Origin of the sequence: Acidovorax sp. 94, from assembly GCF_003634645.1 — a bacterium.
In the GTDB taxonomy this organism is placed as follows: Bacteria; Pseudomonadota; Gammaproteobacteria; order Burkholderiales; family Burkholderiaceae_C; genus Acidovorax; species Acidovorax facilis.
In genome coordinates, this window is the sequence record NZ_RBJA01000001.1 from 3193589 (window position 1) to 3210689 (window position 17101).

Sequence of the window (17101 nt, forward strand, 5' to 3'; positions counted from 1 at the left end):
AAGTGGATTTACTTATGGTTTTCCCTATCCAGTCCGCCGACTCCAGCCCCGCCCACACCGCACCGCCGCTGCGGGTGGCCACGGCGGGCGAGGCCTTGTTTGACCTGATCGAAGAGCCCGATGGCCGCCTCAAGCCCTGCGCGGGCGGCGCGGTCTACAACCTCACGCGTGCGCTGGGCCTGCAGGGCGTGGGCACGCTCTACCTCAACCCGCTGTCGGGCGACCTGCTGGGCCGCCAACTGGCCCACGGCTTGCAGGAGGCGGGCGTGGCCCTGGCCGCCCCAGCGCCGGTGCGTGCGCCCAGCGCGCTGGCACTGGCTGCACTGGATACCGAGGGCAAGGCCAGCTACAGCTTCTACCGCGATGGGGTGGCCGACCGGCAGGTGACGGCCGATGCGCTCATTGCCGCGTGCGCCGCCCAGCCCCACCTGCAGGTGGTGGCCACGGGCTGCCTGGCGCTGGTGGCGCAGGACGCAGCCATCTACCAGCCCTGGCTGGCAGCGCAGCGCGCAGCAGGCCGCATGGTGGTGGTGGATGCCAACCTGCGCCTGTCGGCCGTGGACGATGCCGACGCCTACCGCGCCAACGTGATGGCCGCCCTGCAGCACGCCCACCTCATCAAAGTGAGCGACGATGACCTGGAAGCGCTGGCTGTTCCGGGCGCCAACGCATTGGAACGCGCCCACTATTTGCAGCAGCAGACACAGGCGCAATGGCTCGCCCTGACCCTGGGGCCGGAAGGTGCCTGGCTGCTGCAACGCGACGGCCTGGCCGTGCATGCGCGCGAAGAAGTACCGATCACGGTGGTGGACACCGTGGGTGCGGGCGACTGTTTTCTGGCGGGGTTGATCACCGCCTTGTTGGCCGGACCCGAACGTGGCCAAGAAGCACTGGCCCTGCGCGCGAGGGGCCTTGCTGCGCCTATCACGGAGGCCCGCTTGCGCACCGTGCTGCACCACGCGCTGGCCAGCGCCAGCCACTGCGTGGAGCGCGCCGGTTGCACGCCACCCAGCTACGAAGAAGTGCGCGAAAGGCTGGCGCTGCGGCGCTCTGCGACCGCCGCAGGCCAGTAGCCCTTACTCGGCGGGCTTGGCTGCCGGTTTGCGGGCCCGGCTGCGGGGACCGGCTGCGGGGGTCTTGGCGGGCGTGGTGCCTTCTGCCCCTGCGGCAGAGGCCTCGGGCGCGGCGGCGGGAGGTTCGACATGGGCCGCTTCACCCGCATCCTCCCCAGCACGCGCACCGCGTGCACGGGACGCAATGGCCTTGCGGGGGCTGGAACCCGACTTTGCGCCCTCGCCACTGCGCGCGCGACTGCGACGAGGGGTGACTTCGGAGCTTTCGGCCTCGGTGGACGCGTTGAAATCCGGGGTTTCAGCGCCCTCTTCCGCTTCGGGGCGCAGCGCTTGCGGCGCGCTGGTGTCGATCACCGGCTCTGGCGGCGCCGCCTCAGCGGCCACAGGCTGGCTGAAGTAGCGGCTGGCCGGGCGCTGAGCGGGGGTATCGGCCTGCTCGGACTCAGGATGTTCGTTGCGCTGCGTGGGGCGAGTGTCTGCGCGGTCTGCACGGCCCGCGCCCTCACCACGACGCCCCCGGCTACGACCCGGCGCGCCCTGACCTTCGTCACTGTCAAAACGCAGATCAGGTGCCATCGCCACCGCATGGAAATCGTGCCGTGTGGCTCCGCCCTGGCTCGAACGCTCACTGTGGCCCTCAGGCCGCGCGGGCGCGGCGGCGGCAGTCGGCCCACCGTGGCTGCGGAACACATACGCTCCCGATTTTTCATCGCGCCCAAACTCCAGCAGCCCACGCGCCTGCGCTTCCTCCAGCAGGTTGCCAAAGGTGCGGAAGCCATACCGGCCTTCGCTGAAGTCGGGCTTGCGGCGTTTGATGGCCTCCTTGAGCACCGAGGCCCAGATCTTGCCGGTGTCGCCGCGCTCGGACAGTAGGGCTTCAAACGTTTCGGCCGCCAGCTCCACGCCCTGGGTCCGGCGCGCGTCCTGGCTTTCCTTTCGGCTGCGCTCCTCCTCGGGGCTGCGGCGTGGCGCGGACGGCGGGTTGCTGCCTGGGGCCTGGCGGCGGGCCTGCGCACGCTGGTTCTCGCGGACCAGGTCGTCGTAAAAGATGAACTCGTCGCAGTTGGCGATGAGCAGGTCCGACGTGGACTGCTTCACGCCCACGCCGATCACCTGCTTGTTGTTCTCGCGCAGCTTGGACACCAGCGGCGAGAAGTCCGAGTCGCCGCTGATGATGACGAAGGTGTTGACGTGCGACTTGGTGTAGCAAAGGTCCAGCGCGTCCACCACCAGGCGGATGTCGGCCGAATTCTTGCCCGACTGGCGCACATGGGGGATCTCGATCAGCTCGAAATTCGCCTCGTGCATGGTGGCCTTGAAGCCCTTGTAGCGCTCCCAGTCGCAATAGGCCTTCTTGACCACGATGGAGCCCTTGAGCAGCAGGCGCTCCAGGATGGGCTTGATGTCGAACTTTTCGTACTGCGCATCGCGCACGCCCAGGGCGACGTTTTCAAAGTCGCAGAACAGGGCCATGCTGATGCTGTCGGAGGGGGATGCCATATCGTGTGTGAGTTCCGTTCAATGCTGCGGATCATCACACGGAACGCATTGCGCCCTCCGAAGGGAGTGGCCTCAGGTGGGTTTGGCCAAGCCCAGTTTCTCCACCAGCGCCTTCTCGCGCGTGAACGTGTCCTGCGCAAACTTCTTGTACGCCGACGTGCTCATGTACATCGGCACCATGTCGTAGCGGGCCAGGGCCGTCTTGTAGCTCTCCTGCTCCATGGCCTGCTTGAAGGCATCGTGCAGGCGCTTGACCACCGCATCGGGTGTGCCCTTGGGCGCACCGATGCCAAAGGGCGAGTTCTGAACCAGGTTCAGCCCCAGCTCCTTGAGCGTGGGCGCATCGGGGAACTTGGCCAGGCGCTCGGCGCCCCAGGTGTTGAGCACGCGCAGCTTGCCGGCCTCGACCTGCGGTGCAAAACCGGTGGAGTCGGCCGCCGCCATGATCTGCCCGCCCAGGATGGACTGCATGAGGTCGGCGCTGCCCTTGTAGGGCACGTGCAGCAGCTCCAGGCCCAGCTGCTGGGCGATGAGCTCCATGGTCAGGTGCGGGCTGGTCATGGTGCCGGTGGAGCCGTAGCTGAGCTTGCCGGGGTTGGCCTTGGCCCAGGCCACGAAGTGCGTCCAGGTCTTGAGCGGCGAGTCGGCGGGCACCACCAGGCCAAACGCGTAGCCGGTGACGTTGAGCACGTAGCTGATGTCTTTGACCGGGTCCCAGTTGATCTTGGTGGTGTAAGGGAGGCGGAACACGCCTAGGGGGATCTGCGCCACGGTGTAGCCGTCGGCGGGCACGGTTTGCAGCGCCTGCGCAGGCAAGGTGCCGCCCGCGCCGGGCTTGTTTTCGACAATGACGGTCTGCCCGAGGATCTTGCTGGCGTTGTCAGCCAACGCGCGCATGGTGATGTCGGTGGGGCCGCCGGCCGGGAAGGCGATGATCAGCTTGATGGGTTTGTTGGGAAAGCTCTGGGCCTGCGCCAGGAACGCGGGGGCGGCGAGGCTGGCGACTCCCCATTGGATGATCTGGCGACGTTGCATGGCGAAGCTCCTCAAAACGAAAGACAAAAGATTCGCTCATTGGACTGCAGCCCCTCGCGCGGGGCATGCAGGAAACCCCCTAGCCTCTGTCACCAAGGCGGCAGCGCGGCTGGGGCAGGATGGTTCCCGCAACGCGCCGGTAGCGCGCAACACCGCAGGCGTTTGTCACACTTTGTACGTGGACAGCAGCAGGCTGGTTTCCGTGTTGGCAATGCCCGGCGTGAGGCGGATGCGGCCCAGCGCCGCATCGAATGCCTCCAGGCTTTCGGCGCGCACCTCCGCCACGATGTCCCAGCGGCCGTTGGTGGTGTGCAGGGTGCCCACCGTGGGCTCACCGCGCAGCGCATGGATGACAGCGGGCGCCGCATTGCCCTCGACCGCGATGCTCATCCACGCACGGATGCGCTGGGGCTCCGAATCGGGCCGCAGCCGCACGGTATAGCCGACGATGACACCGCCCTCCTCCATCTTGTGCAAGCGGTTCTGAACGGTGCCGCGCGATACACGCAGCTTCTGCGCCAGCGTGGCCACGGGGGTGCGTGCGTCGGCGCGCAGGATGCTGAGGATTTCGCGGTCGGTGTCGTCCAGTTTGGTCATGGCAGGCTCTGTAGCTGGCAGTTCGGCAATTTTCTGTGCATTGTGGCCCTGCAAGCTGGCACGGGCATTTCTTCCGCCCGGCGTAACGCGGACGACTTCTCACGCTGAATCTGGATCAAGAAGGCCGGCAGCGCCCGTCTAAAAAGCATCAAACGCTATCAAAACCATAGCTCCTGCATCACAACGAATCCGTGGGATGCGGGGCCTGCGCATCCAGCCGCGCATCACAACCCACGCCCGATGCGATCCAGCGCCGGGCCAGCGCAGACAGTGCGCGCACAGCCCAGGGATGGGACAGGCCGGTGACACCACCAGGGTCGGCCACCATGCCACACCAATAGCGCTGGTCAGCATCGCTCCAGCGCAGGGCCGTGCAGGCCCCCTTGCGGCGCCGTGACACCAGCATCCCCAGCGGGCAGGGCTCCGCCAGGCAGCACAGCCCACAGCCGTTGCAGGGTGCGCCTTCTGCGGGCTTGGCGGGTGCTGCGGGATGCAACCACACCACGGTGGGGTGAGCAGGCAGTTGTTCGGGCATGGGGGTGCAAAGGGAACATGCGCGAGCGGCAAATGCCCCCCGCGCTCCACGGTGCATTGTGCGGCCCCATTACCGCCGCGCGACTGGCTGCACGACCACAGGCCCCAACAAAAAAGCCCCCGCTGCGATCACAGCGGGGGCCAAACCGGTCGAAGGGACCGGGGAGGGAGACAAGTAAAGAGGGAATGAAACTGCCGCCGGATCAGCAGCCCAGCGGCCGGTTCGGGCGCATGGGCACGATGCCGGTGACGCGCAGGGTGGCGTTCGAGCCATCCGTGGCTGTCAGCGTTTTTCCGCTGAAGCGCACCTGGTCGCTCTCGCGTACCACCGCCGTGTCAGTCGGCTCGCCGCTTGCGTATTCCTTGCCATCAAAGGTCAGGAAGACCTGGTGCAAGCCGGTCGCATCGGGGCGATAACGGATGTCGCCAAAGGCGGTGGCCGAAGAACCCACCTTGTTGGCCCCGTCAAAGCGGAAAGCACACAACTCGGGCACCGAGCCGATGGGGTTTTCTTTGTCCACGTTGGTGAGGTTCAACGTGCCGTTGCCGTACACACCGTTAAGACCGTCCACCGTAGCGCTGGTCACGGTCAGCACACCGGGTTCGTTGCTGGGTGTTGGGTCATCGTCATTGCCGCCGCCGCAGGCGACCAGCAGCACAGAGGCAGCCGCAAGGGCAGTACAGGTCTTGAGGAAATGAAAAGCGTTCATGGTGATGGGCGTCCGTAGATGTGGATGGAAGGTGGGGAGCCGATCCCCTGCAACCCATCGTAGGAAGCCCACCCCGCGCAGCGCGTGCGCCATGTTCCGCGTTGTGCGTAGGACATGGGCCGACAGGGGTGTGCGCCAAACCAATGGCTGGTTGGCACCACCCTGCCCCTGCCGCCCGCACCGCTCAGGTGTCTCAGCGCGCCAACACCGCCGCCAGCGCTCTTCCAGTATGTGTACCCGCCGCCACCACATCCTCGGGCGTCGCGGCTGCCACGATGCGCCCGCCCGCGTTGCCACCTTCCGGGCCCAGGTCCAGAATCCAGTCGGCTTCGGCGATCACATCCAGGTCGTGCTCGATCACGATCACGCTGTGGCCGCCATCGACCAGGCGGTGCAACACGCGGATGAGCTTGTCGACGTCGGCCATGTGCAGGCCCACGGTGGGCTCATCCAGCACATACAGTGTGTGCGGCGCCTTCTGCCCTCGGCGGCCCACCTCGTCGCGCACCTTGGTCAGCTCGGTCACGAGCTTGATGCGCTGCGCTTCACCGCCAGAAAGTGTGGGCGACGGCTGGCCCAGCGTGAGATAGCCCAGACCAACGTCCTGCAAGAGCTGCAGCGGGTGCGCAATGCTGGGCATGGTGGCGAAGAAGCCCACGGCCTCATCCACCTCCATCTGCAGTACGTCGCCAATGCTCTTGCCGCGCCAGGTCACGGCCAGGGTTTCGGGGTTGAAGCGCGCGCCGTGGCAGGTTTCGCAGGGCACCTTCACATCCGGCAGAAAGCTCATCTCGATGGTGCGCACGCCCGCGCCTTCGCAGCCGGGGCAGCGGCCTTCGCCGGTGTTGAAAGAAAAGCGCCCAGCCGCATAGCCACGTGCCTTGGCCTCCAGCGTCTCGGCAAACAGCTTGCGGATGGTGTCCCAGAAGCCGATGTAGGTGGCGGGGCATGAACGCGGCGTTTTGCCGATGGGCGTCTGGTCCACTTCCAACACGCGGTCGATGCTCTCGAAGCCCGATAGGCCCGTGCAACCCACCAGCGGCGGCGCCTTGCCCGCGTCCATGGCATCGCGCCCGGCCTTGGTACTGCGCTGCTGCACCCAGGCCTGCACATTGGCCAGCAGCACATCGCGCGCCAGGGTCGACTTACCCGAACCGCTCACGCCCGTCACTGCCACCAGGCGGTGCAGTGGCACGGTGGCCGTCACGTTCTGCAAGTTGTGCAACTGCGCGCCATGCACCGCAAGCCAGCGCATGGCGGCACGTTCCTTGGCCTCGGTCAGCGCGTCTGCGGCCAGCGATGCGGCCTGGGCCGCGCGCTTCTTGACGGCAGCGCTCTGTCGGCCGGTAGGCGCCGCAGCTTCGGCACGGGCAAAGGCGGCTGTGGCCTCGGCACTGACCTCGCTGGCCGACATGCTGCGGCGCAGCTGCAGAGGATGCTTCATGGCGTGCAGCAGGTAGCGGCCGGTTTGCGAATCTTCGGCGCCCGTGATGTCGGCCACGCTGCCCTGCGCCACCAGGCGCCCGCCGCGTTTGCCGGCGCTGGGGCCGATGTCGATGATGTGGTCGGCACGGCGGATGGTGTCTTCGTCGTGCTCCACCACTACCAGCGTGTTGCCCTTGTCACCCAGCTTGTGCAGAGCGTTGAGCAGGATCTGGTTGTCGCGCGCATGCAGGCCGATGGTGGGCTCGTCGAGCACGTAGCACACGCCCTGCAGGTTGCTGCCCAGCTGCGCGGCCAGGCGGATGCGCTGTGCCTCGCCACCGCTGAGCGTGGGCGCCCCCCGGTCCAGCGTGAGGTAACCCAGGCCCACTTCTTCCAAAAACTCCAAGCGGCTCTGGATCTCGGGCACTAGGTCGCGGGCAATGTCGGCCTCGCGCGCCGTCATGCCACCTTCAATGCGCAGGGTCTCGACCCAGCGGCGCACGTCCGTGACGGACAGCGCGGCAATGTCGGTGATGCCCACACCGGCAAACTGCACAGCACGCGCGGTGGCGTTCAGGCGTGTGCCGCTGCAGCTCGGGCAGGCCGTGTCGGCCAGGTCTTCCACCTCGGGCTCGGCAAAGGTCTGCTCGCGGCCTTTTTCCTTGTCGTCCTGCACCGAGTCGTCAAACACCTTGCGCTGGTCCTTGGTGAGCTTGACACCCGTGCCGACGCAGTCGGGGCACCAGCCGTGCTTGCTGTTGTAGCTGAACAGGCGCGGGTCCAGCTCGGCATAGCTGGTGGCGCACACCGGGCAGGCGCGTTTGGTGGAGAACGCCTGCAGCGTGCCAATACCGGCCGTGGGCTGGCCGCCCTCCATGGCTTCGCGCAGGCCTGTGATGCCCGAGAGAACATGCACCACGCCCTTGCCATGCGTGAGCGCATCGGCCAGCGCGGTGCGCAAAGCCGCTTCGTTCTCGGGCGACACATCGAGGCTGGCCACGGGCAGCTCGATGGTGTGTTCCTTGAAGCGGTCGATGCGCGGGAAGTTCGTGGTGGGCAAGAAGTTGCCATCCACGCGCAGATGCGTAAAGCCGCGCGGGCGCGCCCAGTCGGCCAGCTCGGTATAGACGCCCTTGCGGTTCATCACCAGCGGCGCGAGCAGGCCGATGTGCTGGCCGCGGAACTGCGTGAGCAGCTGCGCGGCGATGCTCTCGGGCGTTTGCGGCTGCACGGCTGCGCCGTCTTTGGTGCAGTGCTGGGTGCCCAGCTTGACGTACAGCAGGCGCAGAAAGTGCCACACCTCGGTGGTGGTGCCCACGGTGGACTTGCGACCGCCGCGCGAGAGGCGCTGCTCGATGGCGACAGTGGGCGGGATGCCGTACACGGCATCCACCTCGGGCCGACCGGCTGGCTGCACGATGCTGCGGGCATAGGCGTTGAGCGATTCGAGGTAACGCCGCTGGCCTTCGTTGAACAAAATGTCAAACGCGAGCGTGGACTTGCCCGAGCCGCTCACGCCCGTCACCACGTTGAACTTGCCACGCGGAATGTCCACGCTCAGGTTCTTGAGGTTGTGCTCCTTGGCGTTGACGATTTGTATAGCGTTTTTGGCCGCTGGCGCTTGATTCATATGCGCGAGGCGCTCTGATTTTCGTAGCACAGCAGCTTTTTCGTGCACCGAGTGGCCGCCCACGCCCAGCGCCAGTTCGTAGTCGCGCAGCGCCTGCCCGGTGTGTGAGGTGGCATGGGCACGCACGTCCTCGGGCGTGCCCTCCGCCACGATGAGGCCGCCCGCGTAGCCGCCTTCAGGGCCCAGGTCGATGAGCCAGTCGCTGGCGCGAATCACGTCCAGGTTGTGCTCGATGACGATGAGCGAGTGCCCCGCATCGATGAGCTTGCGCAGCGCGCGCATCAACTTGGCAATGTCGTCAAAGTGCAGGCCAGTGGTGGGCTCGTCAAACAAGAACAGCGTGCCTTTGCGGGCGACGGACTGGCGCGATTTGGATGCGCTGCGCGCGGCCTCGGCCAGAAAGCCTGCAAGCTTGAGGCGCTGCGCCTCGCCGCCTGACAAGGTCGGCACGGGCTGGCCCAACGCCACGTATTCGAGCCCTACATCCACGATGGGCTGCAGCGCGCGGATCACATCGCGGTCATTGGCAAACAGGTCGGCTGCCTCGGCCACCGTGAGCGCCAACACGTCGGCCACATTCAACGTCCGACCACCGCGCTCGATGGTGATCTCCAGGATCTCGGGCCGGTAACGCTTGCCGTCGCAATCGGGGCAGCGCAAGTACACGTCTGACAGGAACTGCATCTCCACATGCTCAAAGCCCGAGCCGCCACAGGTCGGGCAGCGCCCATCGCCGCTGTTGAAGCTGAACTTGCTGGCCGTGTAGCTGCGCTGCTTCGACAGCGGCGCCACGGCAAACAGTTCGCGGATGCTGTCCCACGCGCCCACGTAGCTCACGGGGTTGGATCGAGCGGTTTTTCCGATGGGGGATTGATCGACAAACACGACATCCGACAAATGGTCGGCGCCCAGCATGCGGTCGTGCGCGCCCGGCGTGTCGGTGGCCTTGCCAAAGTGGCGCAGCAGCGCGGGGGCCAGCACGTCCTGGATCAGGCTGGACTTGCCCGAGCCACTGACGCCGGTCACGGTGACCAGGCGCTGCAGCGGGAACTCCACCGTCACATCCTGCAGGTTGTGCTCGCGCGCGCCTTCGAGGATGAGGCGCGGCGTGGATTCGGTGACCATTCGCTTGAAGCCAAAACCCACGTGCTTGCGCCCACCCAGGTAGGCGCCGGTCAGCGTGTCGGCGTTGCGCAAATCGGCCGTGGTGCCGTCAAACACGATCTGCCCGCCCAAGCGACCGGGGCCAGGGCCCATGTCGATCATGCGGTCAGCCGCCAGCATCACGGCGGGGTCGTGCTCCACCACCACCAGCGTGTTGCCCGCATCGCGCAGGCGCAGCATGGCCTCGGTGATGCGGTGCATGTCGCGCGGGTGCAGGCCGATGCTGGGCTCGTCCAGCACGAACAGCGTGTTGACCAGGCTGGTACCCAGTGCCGTGGTGAGGTTGATGCGCTGCACCTCGCCGCCACTCAGTGTGCGGCTTTGCCGGTCGAGCGTGAGGTAGCCAATGCCCACGTCGCACAGGTACCTGAGGCGGGTGGTGATTTCTTCGTGCAGCAGCTTGAGCGCTTGCGCGTCGCCGCCCTTGGCGTCGTCGCCCACCGGCAGTTGCATGCGATCAAAGAACTGGCGCAGGCGGTCAATGGGCAGCAGCATCAGATCGTGCAGGCACAGGCCAGGCAAGGCTTCCAGTTGCTCGCGCGACCATTGCACGCCTTCGGGCATGAAGCGTTTGCCAGGCTCCAGCACCGCATCGGCATCCTCCTTGCGGCCGATGCGCCAGAGCAGGCTTTCGGTCTTGAGCCGCGCACCCGCGCAGGTGGGGCATGGCGTGTAGCTGCGGTACTTGGACAAGAGCACGCGGATGTGCATCTTGTAGGCCTTGCTCTCCAGGTACTCAAAAAAGCGCTTGATGCCGTACCACTGCTTGCTCCATTGCCCGTCCTTGTAGCCGGGGGCGCCGCCGATCACCCACTTTTTCTGGTCGTCGGTCAGCTTGTACCAGGGCGTGTCGCGCGGGATACCAGCCGTTTCGGCATGGCGCATGAGGTCGTCCTGCGCTTCTTTCCACGCGGGGGTCTGGATGGTCTTGATGGCGCCCGCGCGCAGCGTGAGCTTGTCGTTGGGGATGACGAGGCCGTAGTCCACGCCGATCACGCGGCCAAAGCCCCGGCAGCTGTCGCACGCACCCACGGCGGAGTTGAACGAGAAGGCGGACGGAATGGGGTCGCTGTAGCGCAGGTCGCTGTCGGGGCAGTGCAGGCCCGTCGAAAACCTCCACAGCTCTGGTTCGCTCTCGTCCAAGAGCCGATAGACATTCAAGCGCCCCGTGCCGCGCTTGAGCGCGACCTCGATGGCCTCGATCACCCGCGCCTTCTCGGCATTGCCCAGACGGAACCGGTCGGCCACCACATCCAGCACCTTGCGCGGGCCGGTGGGCGTGGCCACCTCGCGCTCGGCCTGCACCTTGGTGAAGCCACTGGCGGACAGCCATTGCTCGACCTGCTCGGCCGATGTATTGGCGGGGAGTTCGACCGGGAAGGTCAGCACGATGCGGGGGTCACTGGCGGCAGCGCAGCGCGCGGCCAGCTCGGCGTAGATGGTCTCGGGCGAGTCATGGCGCACCGGCTGCGCCGTCTGCTTGTCGAACAACTGGCCCGCACGGGCGAACAGCAACTTCAGGTGGTCGTTCAGTTCCGTCATCGTGCCCACGGTGGAGCGGCTGGAGCGCACGGGGTTGGTCTGGTCGATGGCAATGGCCGGCGGCACGCCCTCGACCTTGTCCACGGCGGGCTTGTCCATGCGATCGAGGAACTGGCGCGCGTAGGCGCTGAAGGTCTCCACGTAGCGGCGCTGGCCCTCGGCATAGAGCGTGTCAAACACCAGGCTGGATTTGCCCGAGCCGCTGGGCCCCGTGACCACCGTGAGTTCGCCGGTGCGGATGTCCAGATCCAGGTTCTTGAGGTTGTGCTGGCGTGCGCCGCGGATACGGATCAGTCCCTGGGTCATGGAGGCAGTCTTTTTCGAGGGTGAGGCGGAACATTCTAGGCACCGCAGTGGCGCCCGTCCGGCCTTGCCGCAATACCCTTTGATTGCGGGTCTGCTGACAGGTGCTGTCACCACATCGGGTTATGCCGGTTCGCAAACAGGGCACATTTGTCTAGAGTAGCCAGTCAATCCAAGGAGACGACCATGTACAAATGGACACAATGGGGAGCCGCAGTCGCTCTGGCCGCCGCGCTGTGCGGCGCTGGCCATGCCCAGATCCTGATCGGGCAAACCGCCGGCTTCTCCGGGCAGGTGGCGGCAGGCGTTAAGGAAACCACCGACGGCGCCCTGCTCTATATCGATGCGGTCAATGCCAAGGGCGGCGTCAACGGCCAGAAAATCGAACTGACCTCGCTGGACGACAAGTTCGACCCCAAGCTGGCCGCAGAAAACGCGCGCAAGCTGATCGAGGAAAACAATGTGTCAGCGCTGTTCCTCACACGCGGCACGCCCCACACCGAGGCCATCGTTCCCCTGCTGGAAAAGCACGGCGTGGCACTGGTCGGCCCTTCCACGGGCGCCATGGTGCTGCACCAGCCCGTGCGCAAATACATCTTCAACGTGCGCGCCACCTACCAGCGCGAGGCAGAAAAGGCCATGACCCACCTGGCCTCCATGGGCATTACCCGCATTGCCGTGGTGTATGCCGACGACAGCTTTGGCGCCGATGGCGTGGCGGGGGCACAAAAAGGCCTGGCGGCGGCCAAGCTCACACCCGTGGTGCTGGAGAAGTTTGACCGTGCCAAGCCTGATTTCGCCCCAGTTGCGGCCAAGGTGGCCAAGGCAGACACCCAGGCCGTGCTGATGATCGCCTCCGGCTCTGCCGTGGTCGATGGCAGCAATGCGCTGCGCGCCGCAGGCTCTGCCGCACAGATCGTGACGCTGTCCAACAATGCCTCGGGCGGCTTCATCAAGAGCCTGGGCAACAATGCGCGCGGCGTGATCGTGACCCAGGTGTACCCCAATGAGCGCGCGGTGACCTACGCCATGGTCAAGGAAGCCCAGGAGCTGGCCCGGGCCAAGGGCTTGCAGGAGATCAGCCCCGCCATGCTCGAAGGTTTTGCAGCCGCCAAGGTGCTGGTGGAAGGCCTCAAGCGCGCCGGCCCCAAACCCAGCCGCGACAAGATCCACACAGCCCTGGAAGGCATCAAGAAATTCGACCTGGGCGGGCTGGAGGTGAGCTACGGCCCAGACGACCACACGGGCCTGGACTTTGCCGACCTCTCCATCATTGGTACGGACGGCAGGTTCCGTCGCTAAGAGCCTGTTTACGATCTCGCAGGGGATCGCAAACAGGCTCTAGGAGCCATCTCCCGGATGGCCATAGGTTGCGCAGGCCCGGCTCCGTCCGGGCCTACGTATTTCTACAGTTTATTTGTCACCGTTTGTATCTATATTGATGCCTCCAACAAACAGGCATCTTGGGACAAACATGAGATTGACACACTGGCTTCGCGGGGGCGCTACCCTGGCCGCCATCTTCGCAATGGTGGGCGCAGCCCACGGACAGATTCTCATTGGACAGACGGTGGGCATCACGGGCTCGGCAGCGGCCACGGTGGCCGAATCCATGCAGGGCGCGGCGCTCTACATTGATCACATCAACGCCCGGGGCGGTATCGCAGGGCAGAAGGTGGAGGTCATATCCCTGGACGACAAATTCGACCCCAAGCTGACCCTCGAAAACACCCGCGTTCTGATTGAGGAAAAAGGCGTGATCGGGCTGTTCATGACACGGGGCACGCCCCACACCCAGGGCATCATGCCGCTGCTGGAGCAGCACGGCGTGCCGCTGGTCGGCCCCTCCACCGGCGCCATGGTGCTCCACCAGCCGGTACACAGGTTCATCTTCAACGTGCGCGCGCCCTACCAGCGCGAGGTGGAAAAGGCCATCACCCACCTCAACACCCTGGGCATCAAGCGCATTGGCGTGGTGCATGTGGACGACACCTTTGGCGCAGATGGCCTGGCAGGGGCACAGCTGGGCTTCAAGGCCAACCAGCTGGAAGCCCTCTTTGTCGAGAAGTTTGACCGTGCCAAGCCCGACTACAGCGCCATTGCACCGCGTGTGGCGCAAAAGCAGCCCCAGGCCGTGGTCTTCATCGGCACGGGCGCGGCGGTGGTGGACGGCATCAAGGCGTTGCGCGCTGCAGGGGTCACGGGGCAGATCGTGACACTGTCCAACAATGCCTCGGGCGGCTTTGTCAAACTGCTGGGCGACCAGGCCCGGGGGGTTGTGGTCACGCAGGTCTTTCCCTCCGAGCGGTCGGTGAACTACCCGGTGGTCAAGGAAGCCATGGAGCTGGCCCGCGCCAAGAACTTTTCCGATCTCACGCCCGCGATGGTGGAGGGCTTCGTCAGCGCCAAGGTGCTGCTGGAAGGTATCAAACGCGCGGGCCCCAAGCCGGACCGCGCCAAGCTGCACACAGGCCTGGAGAGCATCAAGAAGTGGGACCTGGGTGGCGTGGAGCTGAGCTACAGCCCCACGGACCACAGCGGTCTGGTGTTCGCCGACCTTTCCATCATCGGAAGTGACGGGCGCTTCAAGCGATGACACCCTAAGAAACTGAGGCGCTGTGCGGGCTCTTGCCCTGCGCCGCGCGAGGAGCGGTAGGGGCGTGGAGTGTGCGGCCCACCGTGACAGCCCCGCACAAAACAAAAGCCTGCGGCCTTTCGGCTGCAGGCTTTTTTGATGGGCTCGGGATGGGGCCCGGCGGCTTACTGCGCGCTGGCCGCAGATGCAGGTGCCGACGCAGGCGCCGCTGCGGGTGAACTGGCAGCGGGTTCGGGCGCATGCACGGCATCTGCGCCGTGTTTTTCACCACCCATGTCGGCCTTGTCGCCCGCCGTGATGATCACGTACATCGACAACGCAGCAAACAAGACGAAGCCAACAACAATCTTCCACATATCAATATCTCCTAGAGGGATGGGTTTGTTCAATCAAGGAGCCTGGGCGCTGCGTTGTAGGTTGTACTGTGTGGCACAAGCCCCTTGATGGAACACAGGGCCCGACCCTTGCGGGGCGGGCCCTGTTCACCGGTCAGAACCGATCAGTCGTTGGCGTAGATGTCCACGTCCTTGGTTTCCTTGATGAACAAGCCACCGATCACCACCGTGGCACCGGCAATGATGATGGGGTACCACAGGCCGTTGTACATGTTGCCGGTCTGGGCCACGATGGCGAACGCCGTGGTGGGCAGCAGACCGCCGAACCAGCCGTTACCGATGTGGTACGGCAGGGACATCGAGGTGTAGCGGATGCGGGTGGGGAACATTTCGACCAGCATGGCGGCAATAGGGCCGTACACCATGGTCACCAGCAGCACCAGGTAGGTCAGGATCACGGTGACCATGACCTTGTCGATGCGGGCGGGATCTGCCTTGGTGGGGTAGCCCGCAGCCTTCAGTGCATCGGCCACAGCCTTCTTGAACTCGCCATCTTTCTTCTTGGCTTCGTCAGCGGGCAGGCCCTTGCTGGTGTACGAGGCGATGACGGTTTCACCGATCTTGATGGTGGCGGGGGTACCGGCGGCGCCCACGGCGTTGTCATAGCTCACCGAAGCGCCAGCCAGAACCTGCTTGGCGATGTCGCACGAGCTGGTGAACTTGGTGGTGCCGGTGGGGTTGAACTGGAACGAGCATTCCTTGGGGTCTGCCGTCACGATCACTTGGTTCTTGGCCTGGGCTTCAGCCAGGGCGGGGTTGGCCGCCTTGGTCAGTGCGCCGAACACAGGGAAGTACGTCAGCGCGGCCAGCAGGCAGCCTGCCAGGATGATGGGCTTGCGGCCAATCTTGTCCGACAGCGAACCGAACACGATGAAGAACGGTGTGCCGATCAGCAGCGACACAGCCACAAAGATGTTGGCGGTGGCGCCATCAACCTTCAGGGCTTGTGTCAGGAAGAACAGCGCATAGAACTGGCCCGAGTACCACACCACGGCCTGGCCGGCGGTCAGGCCCACCAGCGCCAGGATCACGATCTTCAGGTTCTTCCACTGGCCGAAAGACTCGGTCAGTGGGGCCTTGGAGGTCTTGCCCTCGGCCTTCATCTTCTGGAAGGCAGGCGATTCGTTCATGGACAGACGGATCCAGACCGAGATGGCCAGCAGCAGGATCGACACGATGAACGGAATGCGCCAGCCCCAGTCGCCAAAGGCTTCTTCGCCCAGCACGGTGCGGGTACCCAGAATTACCATCAGCGACAGAAACAGCCCCAGCGTGGCCGTGGTCTGGATCCAGGCGGTGTAGGCGCCGCGTTTGCCGTGCGGAGCATGCTCGGCCACATAGGTGGCTGCGCCGCCGTACTCACCGCCCAGCGCCAGGCCTTGCAGCAGGCGCAGAATGATCAGGATGACCGGGGCCGCCACACCGATGGAGGCATAGGTCGGCAAGATGCCTACGATGAAGGTGGACAAGCCCATGATCAGGATGGTGACCAGGAACGTGTACTTGCGGCCGATCATGTCGCCCAGGCGGCCGAAGAAAATCGCGCCGAACGGACGGACGATGAAGCCCGCTGCGAAGGCCAGCAGCGCGAAGATGAACGCCGATCCGGCATCCAGCCCGCTGAAGAACTGCTTGGCGATGATGGCGGCGAGCGAGCCGTACAGGTAAAAGTCGTACCACTCGAAAACGGTGCCGAGCGACGACGCGAAGATGACCTTGCGCTCTTCGGGCGACATCGGCCGCGGTGCGGGATGGATGGTTGCCATGGTGTCTAGTCTCCTATTGGTTGTGCAGACCGCACTGCGGCGGGCTGTACGCATTCTTGGAGATGGCACTGACCACGCTCTGACGCGAAACCAACAAGAGCTTTCATCAAACTGACCGCTCTCTGACAACTTAGGGAGAAACCCGCAGCACCTCTTTCAGCATCCGGAAACAGCTCAGGACTTCGCGGGTAAACCCGATGGGAGCTGGCTGACAGCATTCCAGCCCGGGCCATCAAACCAGTCGTCACCTTCCAGGTAGGCGCGCAGCATGGGCAGGCTGTCGAGCCCCCAGAAAACCTTGCCGTCCACCGCAAACGCAGGCACGCCAAACACGCCCGCTGCCTGCGCGGCCTCGGTGTTGGCGCGCAGCAGCGCCTTGGGGCCCTCGCTGTGCATGTCCTGCCCCGGGCGGATTTGTTCGGCCAGATCGGCCGCCAGCGCGGCCAGGCGCTCGGCGTCCAGCGCGTCGTGCCCGCCCTGCCACACATGGCGCAGCACGGTGCCCGCCACATAGCGGTTGATGGCGCCATCGTCGCTGCAGGCCAGCGCCTGGCGCAGCAGCGGCAGCGGGTTGAACGGGTGGCGCGCAGGCATCTGCAGTGGCGTGCCCTGCGCATGGCCCAGCCAGGTCACGTGGCGGTAGGTCCAGGCGCGCTTGGGCGCAATGCCCGCGGGCCCCGGGTTGGCGTGCTGCTGCAGCAACGCGCCCAGCAGCACCGGGCGGTATTCGACGCTGTAGCTCAGGTCCACCAGCGCCTCGGGCAGGCGCTCAAAGGCCAGCCAGGCGTAGGGCGAAATGAAGTCGAGGTAGAACGTGATGTGTTTCATGGC

General features: G+C 65.4%; 12 protein-coding genes. 3 read left to right on the forward strand and 9 right to left on the reverse strand.

Annotated features, from left to right (window positions below; genetic code table 11):
* Positions 1–14: 14 nt before the first annotated feature.
* Positions 15–1073, forward strand: coding sequence for a PfkB family carbohydrate kinase (locus C8C94_RS14650; RefSeq protein ID WP_121421232.1), 1059 nt, complete (start codon positions 15–17; stop codon positions 1071–1073).
* A 3-nt stretch (positions 1074–1076) separates the two neighbouring features.
* Here C8C94_RS14650 and C8C94_RS14655 read toward each other — a convergent pair whose 3' ends face one another.
* The 6 genes from C8C94_RS14655 to uvrA all read right to left on the reverse strand — a co-directional run bounded on the left by C8C94_RS14655 (position 1077) and on the right by uvrA (position 11516).
* Positions 1077–2573, reverse strand: coding sequence for an NYN domain-containing protein (locus C8C94_RS14655; protein WP_121421233.1), 1497 nt, complete (start codon positions 2571–2573; stop codon positions 1077–1079).
* A 72-nt stretch (positions 2574–2645) separates the two neighbouring features.
* Complete coding sequence (locus C8C94_RS14660) at positions 2646–3608, reverse strand: tripartite tricarboxylate transporter substrate binding protein (RefSeq protein ID WP_121421234.1); 963 nt, start codon at positions 3606–3608, stop codon at positions 2646–2648.
* 165 nt (positions 3609–3773) lie between these two features.
* Positions 3774–4205, reverse strand: a complete 432-nt coding sequence (locus C8C94_RS14665; RefSeq protein WP_055393104.1) for an Lrp/AsnC family transcriptional regulator — start codon at positions 4203–4205, stop codon at positions 3774–3776.
* A gap of 178 nt (positions 4206–4383) precedes the next feature.
* Positions 4384–4740 (reverse strand): hypothetical protein, encoded by a 357-nt coding sequence (locus C8C94_RS14670; RefSeq protein ID WP_121421235.1) that lies wholly within the window; start codon positions 4738–4740, stop codon positions 4384–4386.
* 202 nt (positions 4741–4942) lie between these two features.
* Entirely contained in the window at positions 4943–5449 is a 507-nt protein-coding gene (locus tag C8C94_RS14675) for a hypothetical protein (RefSeq protein WP_121421236.1), read from the reverse strand.
* 193 nt (positions 5450–5642) lie between these two features.
* The gene (gene uvrA, locus C8C94_RS14680; protein WP_121421237.1) at positions 5643–11516 is read right to left on the reverse strand and encodes an excinuclease ABC subunit UvrA; all 5874 of its coding nucleotides are present in this window, start codon (positions 11514–11516) and stop codon (positions 5643–5645) included.
* A 183-nt stretch (positions 11517–11699) separates the two neighbouring features.
* Here uvrA and C8C94_RS14685 point away from each other — a divergent pair, with 183 nt between their 5' ends.
* Complete coding sequence (locus tag C8C94_RS14685; RefSeq protein ID WP_121421238.1) at positions 11700–12815, forward strand: ABC transporter substrate-binding protein; 1116 nt, start codon at positions 11700–11702, stop codon at positions 12813–12815.
* Positions 12816–12987: 172 nt separating this feature from the next.
* Positions 12988–14109: an ABC transporter substrate-binding protein gene (locus tag C8C94_RS14690; protein ID WP_158603292.1), complete on the forward strand. Its 1122-nt coding sequence runs from the start codon at positions 12988–12990 to the stop codon at positions 14107–14109.
* Positions 14110–14273: 164 nt separating this feature from the next.
* On the opposite strand, the gene C8C94_RS14695 is transcribed toward C8C94_RS14690, so the two are convergent.
* The 3 genes from C8C94_RS14695 to C8C94_RS14705 form a co-directional block, all read right to left on the reverse strand.
* On the reverse strand, positions 14274–14465 hold the full coding sequence (locus C8C94_RS14695) for a hypothetical protein (protein ID WP_121421240.1): 192 nt from the start codon (positions 14463–14465) through the stop codon (positions 14274–14276).
* 143 nt (positions 14466–14608) lie between these two features.
* Complete coding sequence (locus C8C94_RS14700) at positions 14609–16270, reverse strand: MFS transporter (RefSeq protein ID WP_121421241.1); 1662 nt, start codon at positions 16268–16270, stop codon at positions 14609–14611.
* A gap of 174 nt (positions 16271–16444) precedes the next feature.
* Positions 16445–17098, reverse strand: coding sequence for a 2-hydroxychromene-2-carboxylate isomerase (locus tag C8C94_RS14705; protein ID WP_121421242.1), 654 nt, complete (start codon positions 17096–17098; stop codon positions 16445–16447).
* Positions 17099–17101: the final 3 nt, after the last annotated feature.

Coding starts and splice junctions, on each gene's coding strand:
- C8C94_RS14650 (WP_121421232.1), top strand. CDS start 15: ATGGTTTTCCCTATCCAGTCCGCCGACTCCAGCCCCGCCCACACCGCA.
- C8C94_RS14655 (WP_121421233.1), bottom strand. CDS start 2,573: ATGGCATCCCCCTCCGACAGCATCAGCATGGCCCTGTTCTGCGACTTT.
- C8C94_RS14660 (WP_121421234.1), bottom strand. CDS start 3,608: ATGCAACGTCGCCAGATCATCCAATGGGGAGTCGCCAGCCTCGCCGCC.
- C8C94_RS14665 (WP_055393104.1), bottom strand. CDS start 4,205: ATGACCAAACTGGACGACACCGACCGCGAAATCCTCAGCATCCTGCGC.
- C8C94_RS14670 (WP_121421235.1), bottom strand. CDS start 4,740: ATGCCCGAACAACTGCCTGCTCACCCCACCGTGGTGTGGTTGCATCCC.
- C8C94_RS14675 (WP_121421236.1), bottom strand. CDS start 5,449: ATGAACGCTTTTCATTTCCTCAAGACCTGTACTGCCCTTGCGGCTGCC.
- uvrA (WP_121421237.1), bottom strand. CDS start 11,516: ATGACCCAGGGACTGATCCGTATCCGCGGCGCACGCCAGCACAACCTC.
- C8C94_RS14685 (WP_121421238.1), top strand. CDS start 11,700: ATGTACAAATGGACACAATGGGGAGCCGCAGTCGCTCTGGCCGCCGCG.
- C8C94_RS14690 (WP_158603292.1), top strand. CDS start 12,988: ATGAGATTGACACACTGGCTTCGCGGGGGCGCTACCCTGGCCGCCATC.
- C8C94_RS14695 (WP_121421240.1), bottom strand. CDS start 14,465: ATGTGGAAGATTGTTGTTGGCTTCGTCTTGTTTGCTGCGTTGTCGATG.
- C8C94_RS14700 (WP_121421241.1), bottom strand. CDS start 16,270: ATGGCAACCATCCATCCCGCACCGCGGCCGATGTCGCCCGAAGAGCGC.
- C8C94_RS14705 (WP_121421242.1), bottom strand. CDS start 17,098: ATGAAACACATCACGTTCTACCTCGACTTCATTTCGCCCTACGCCTGG.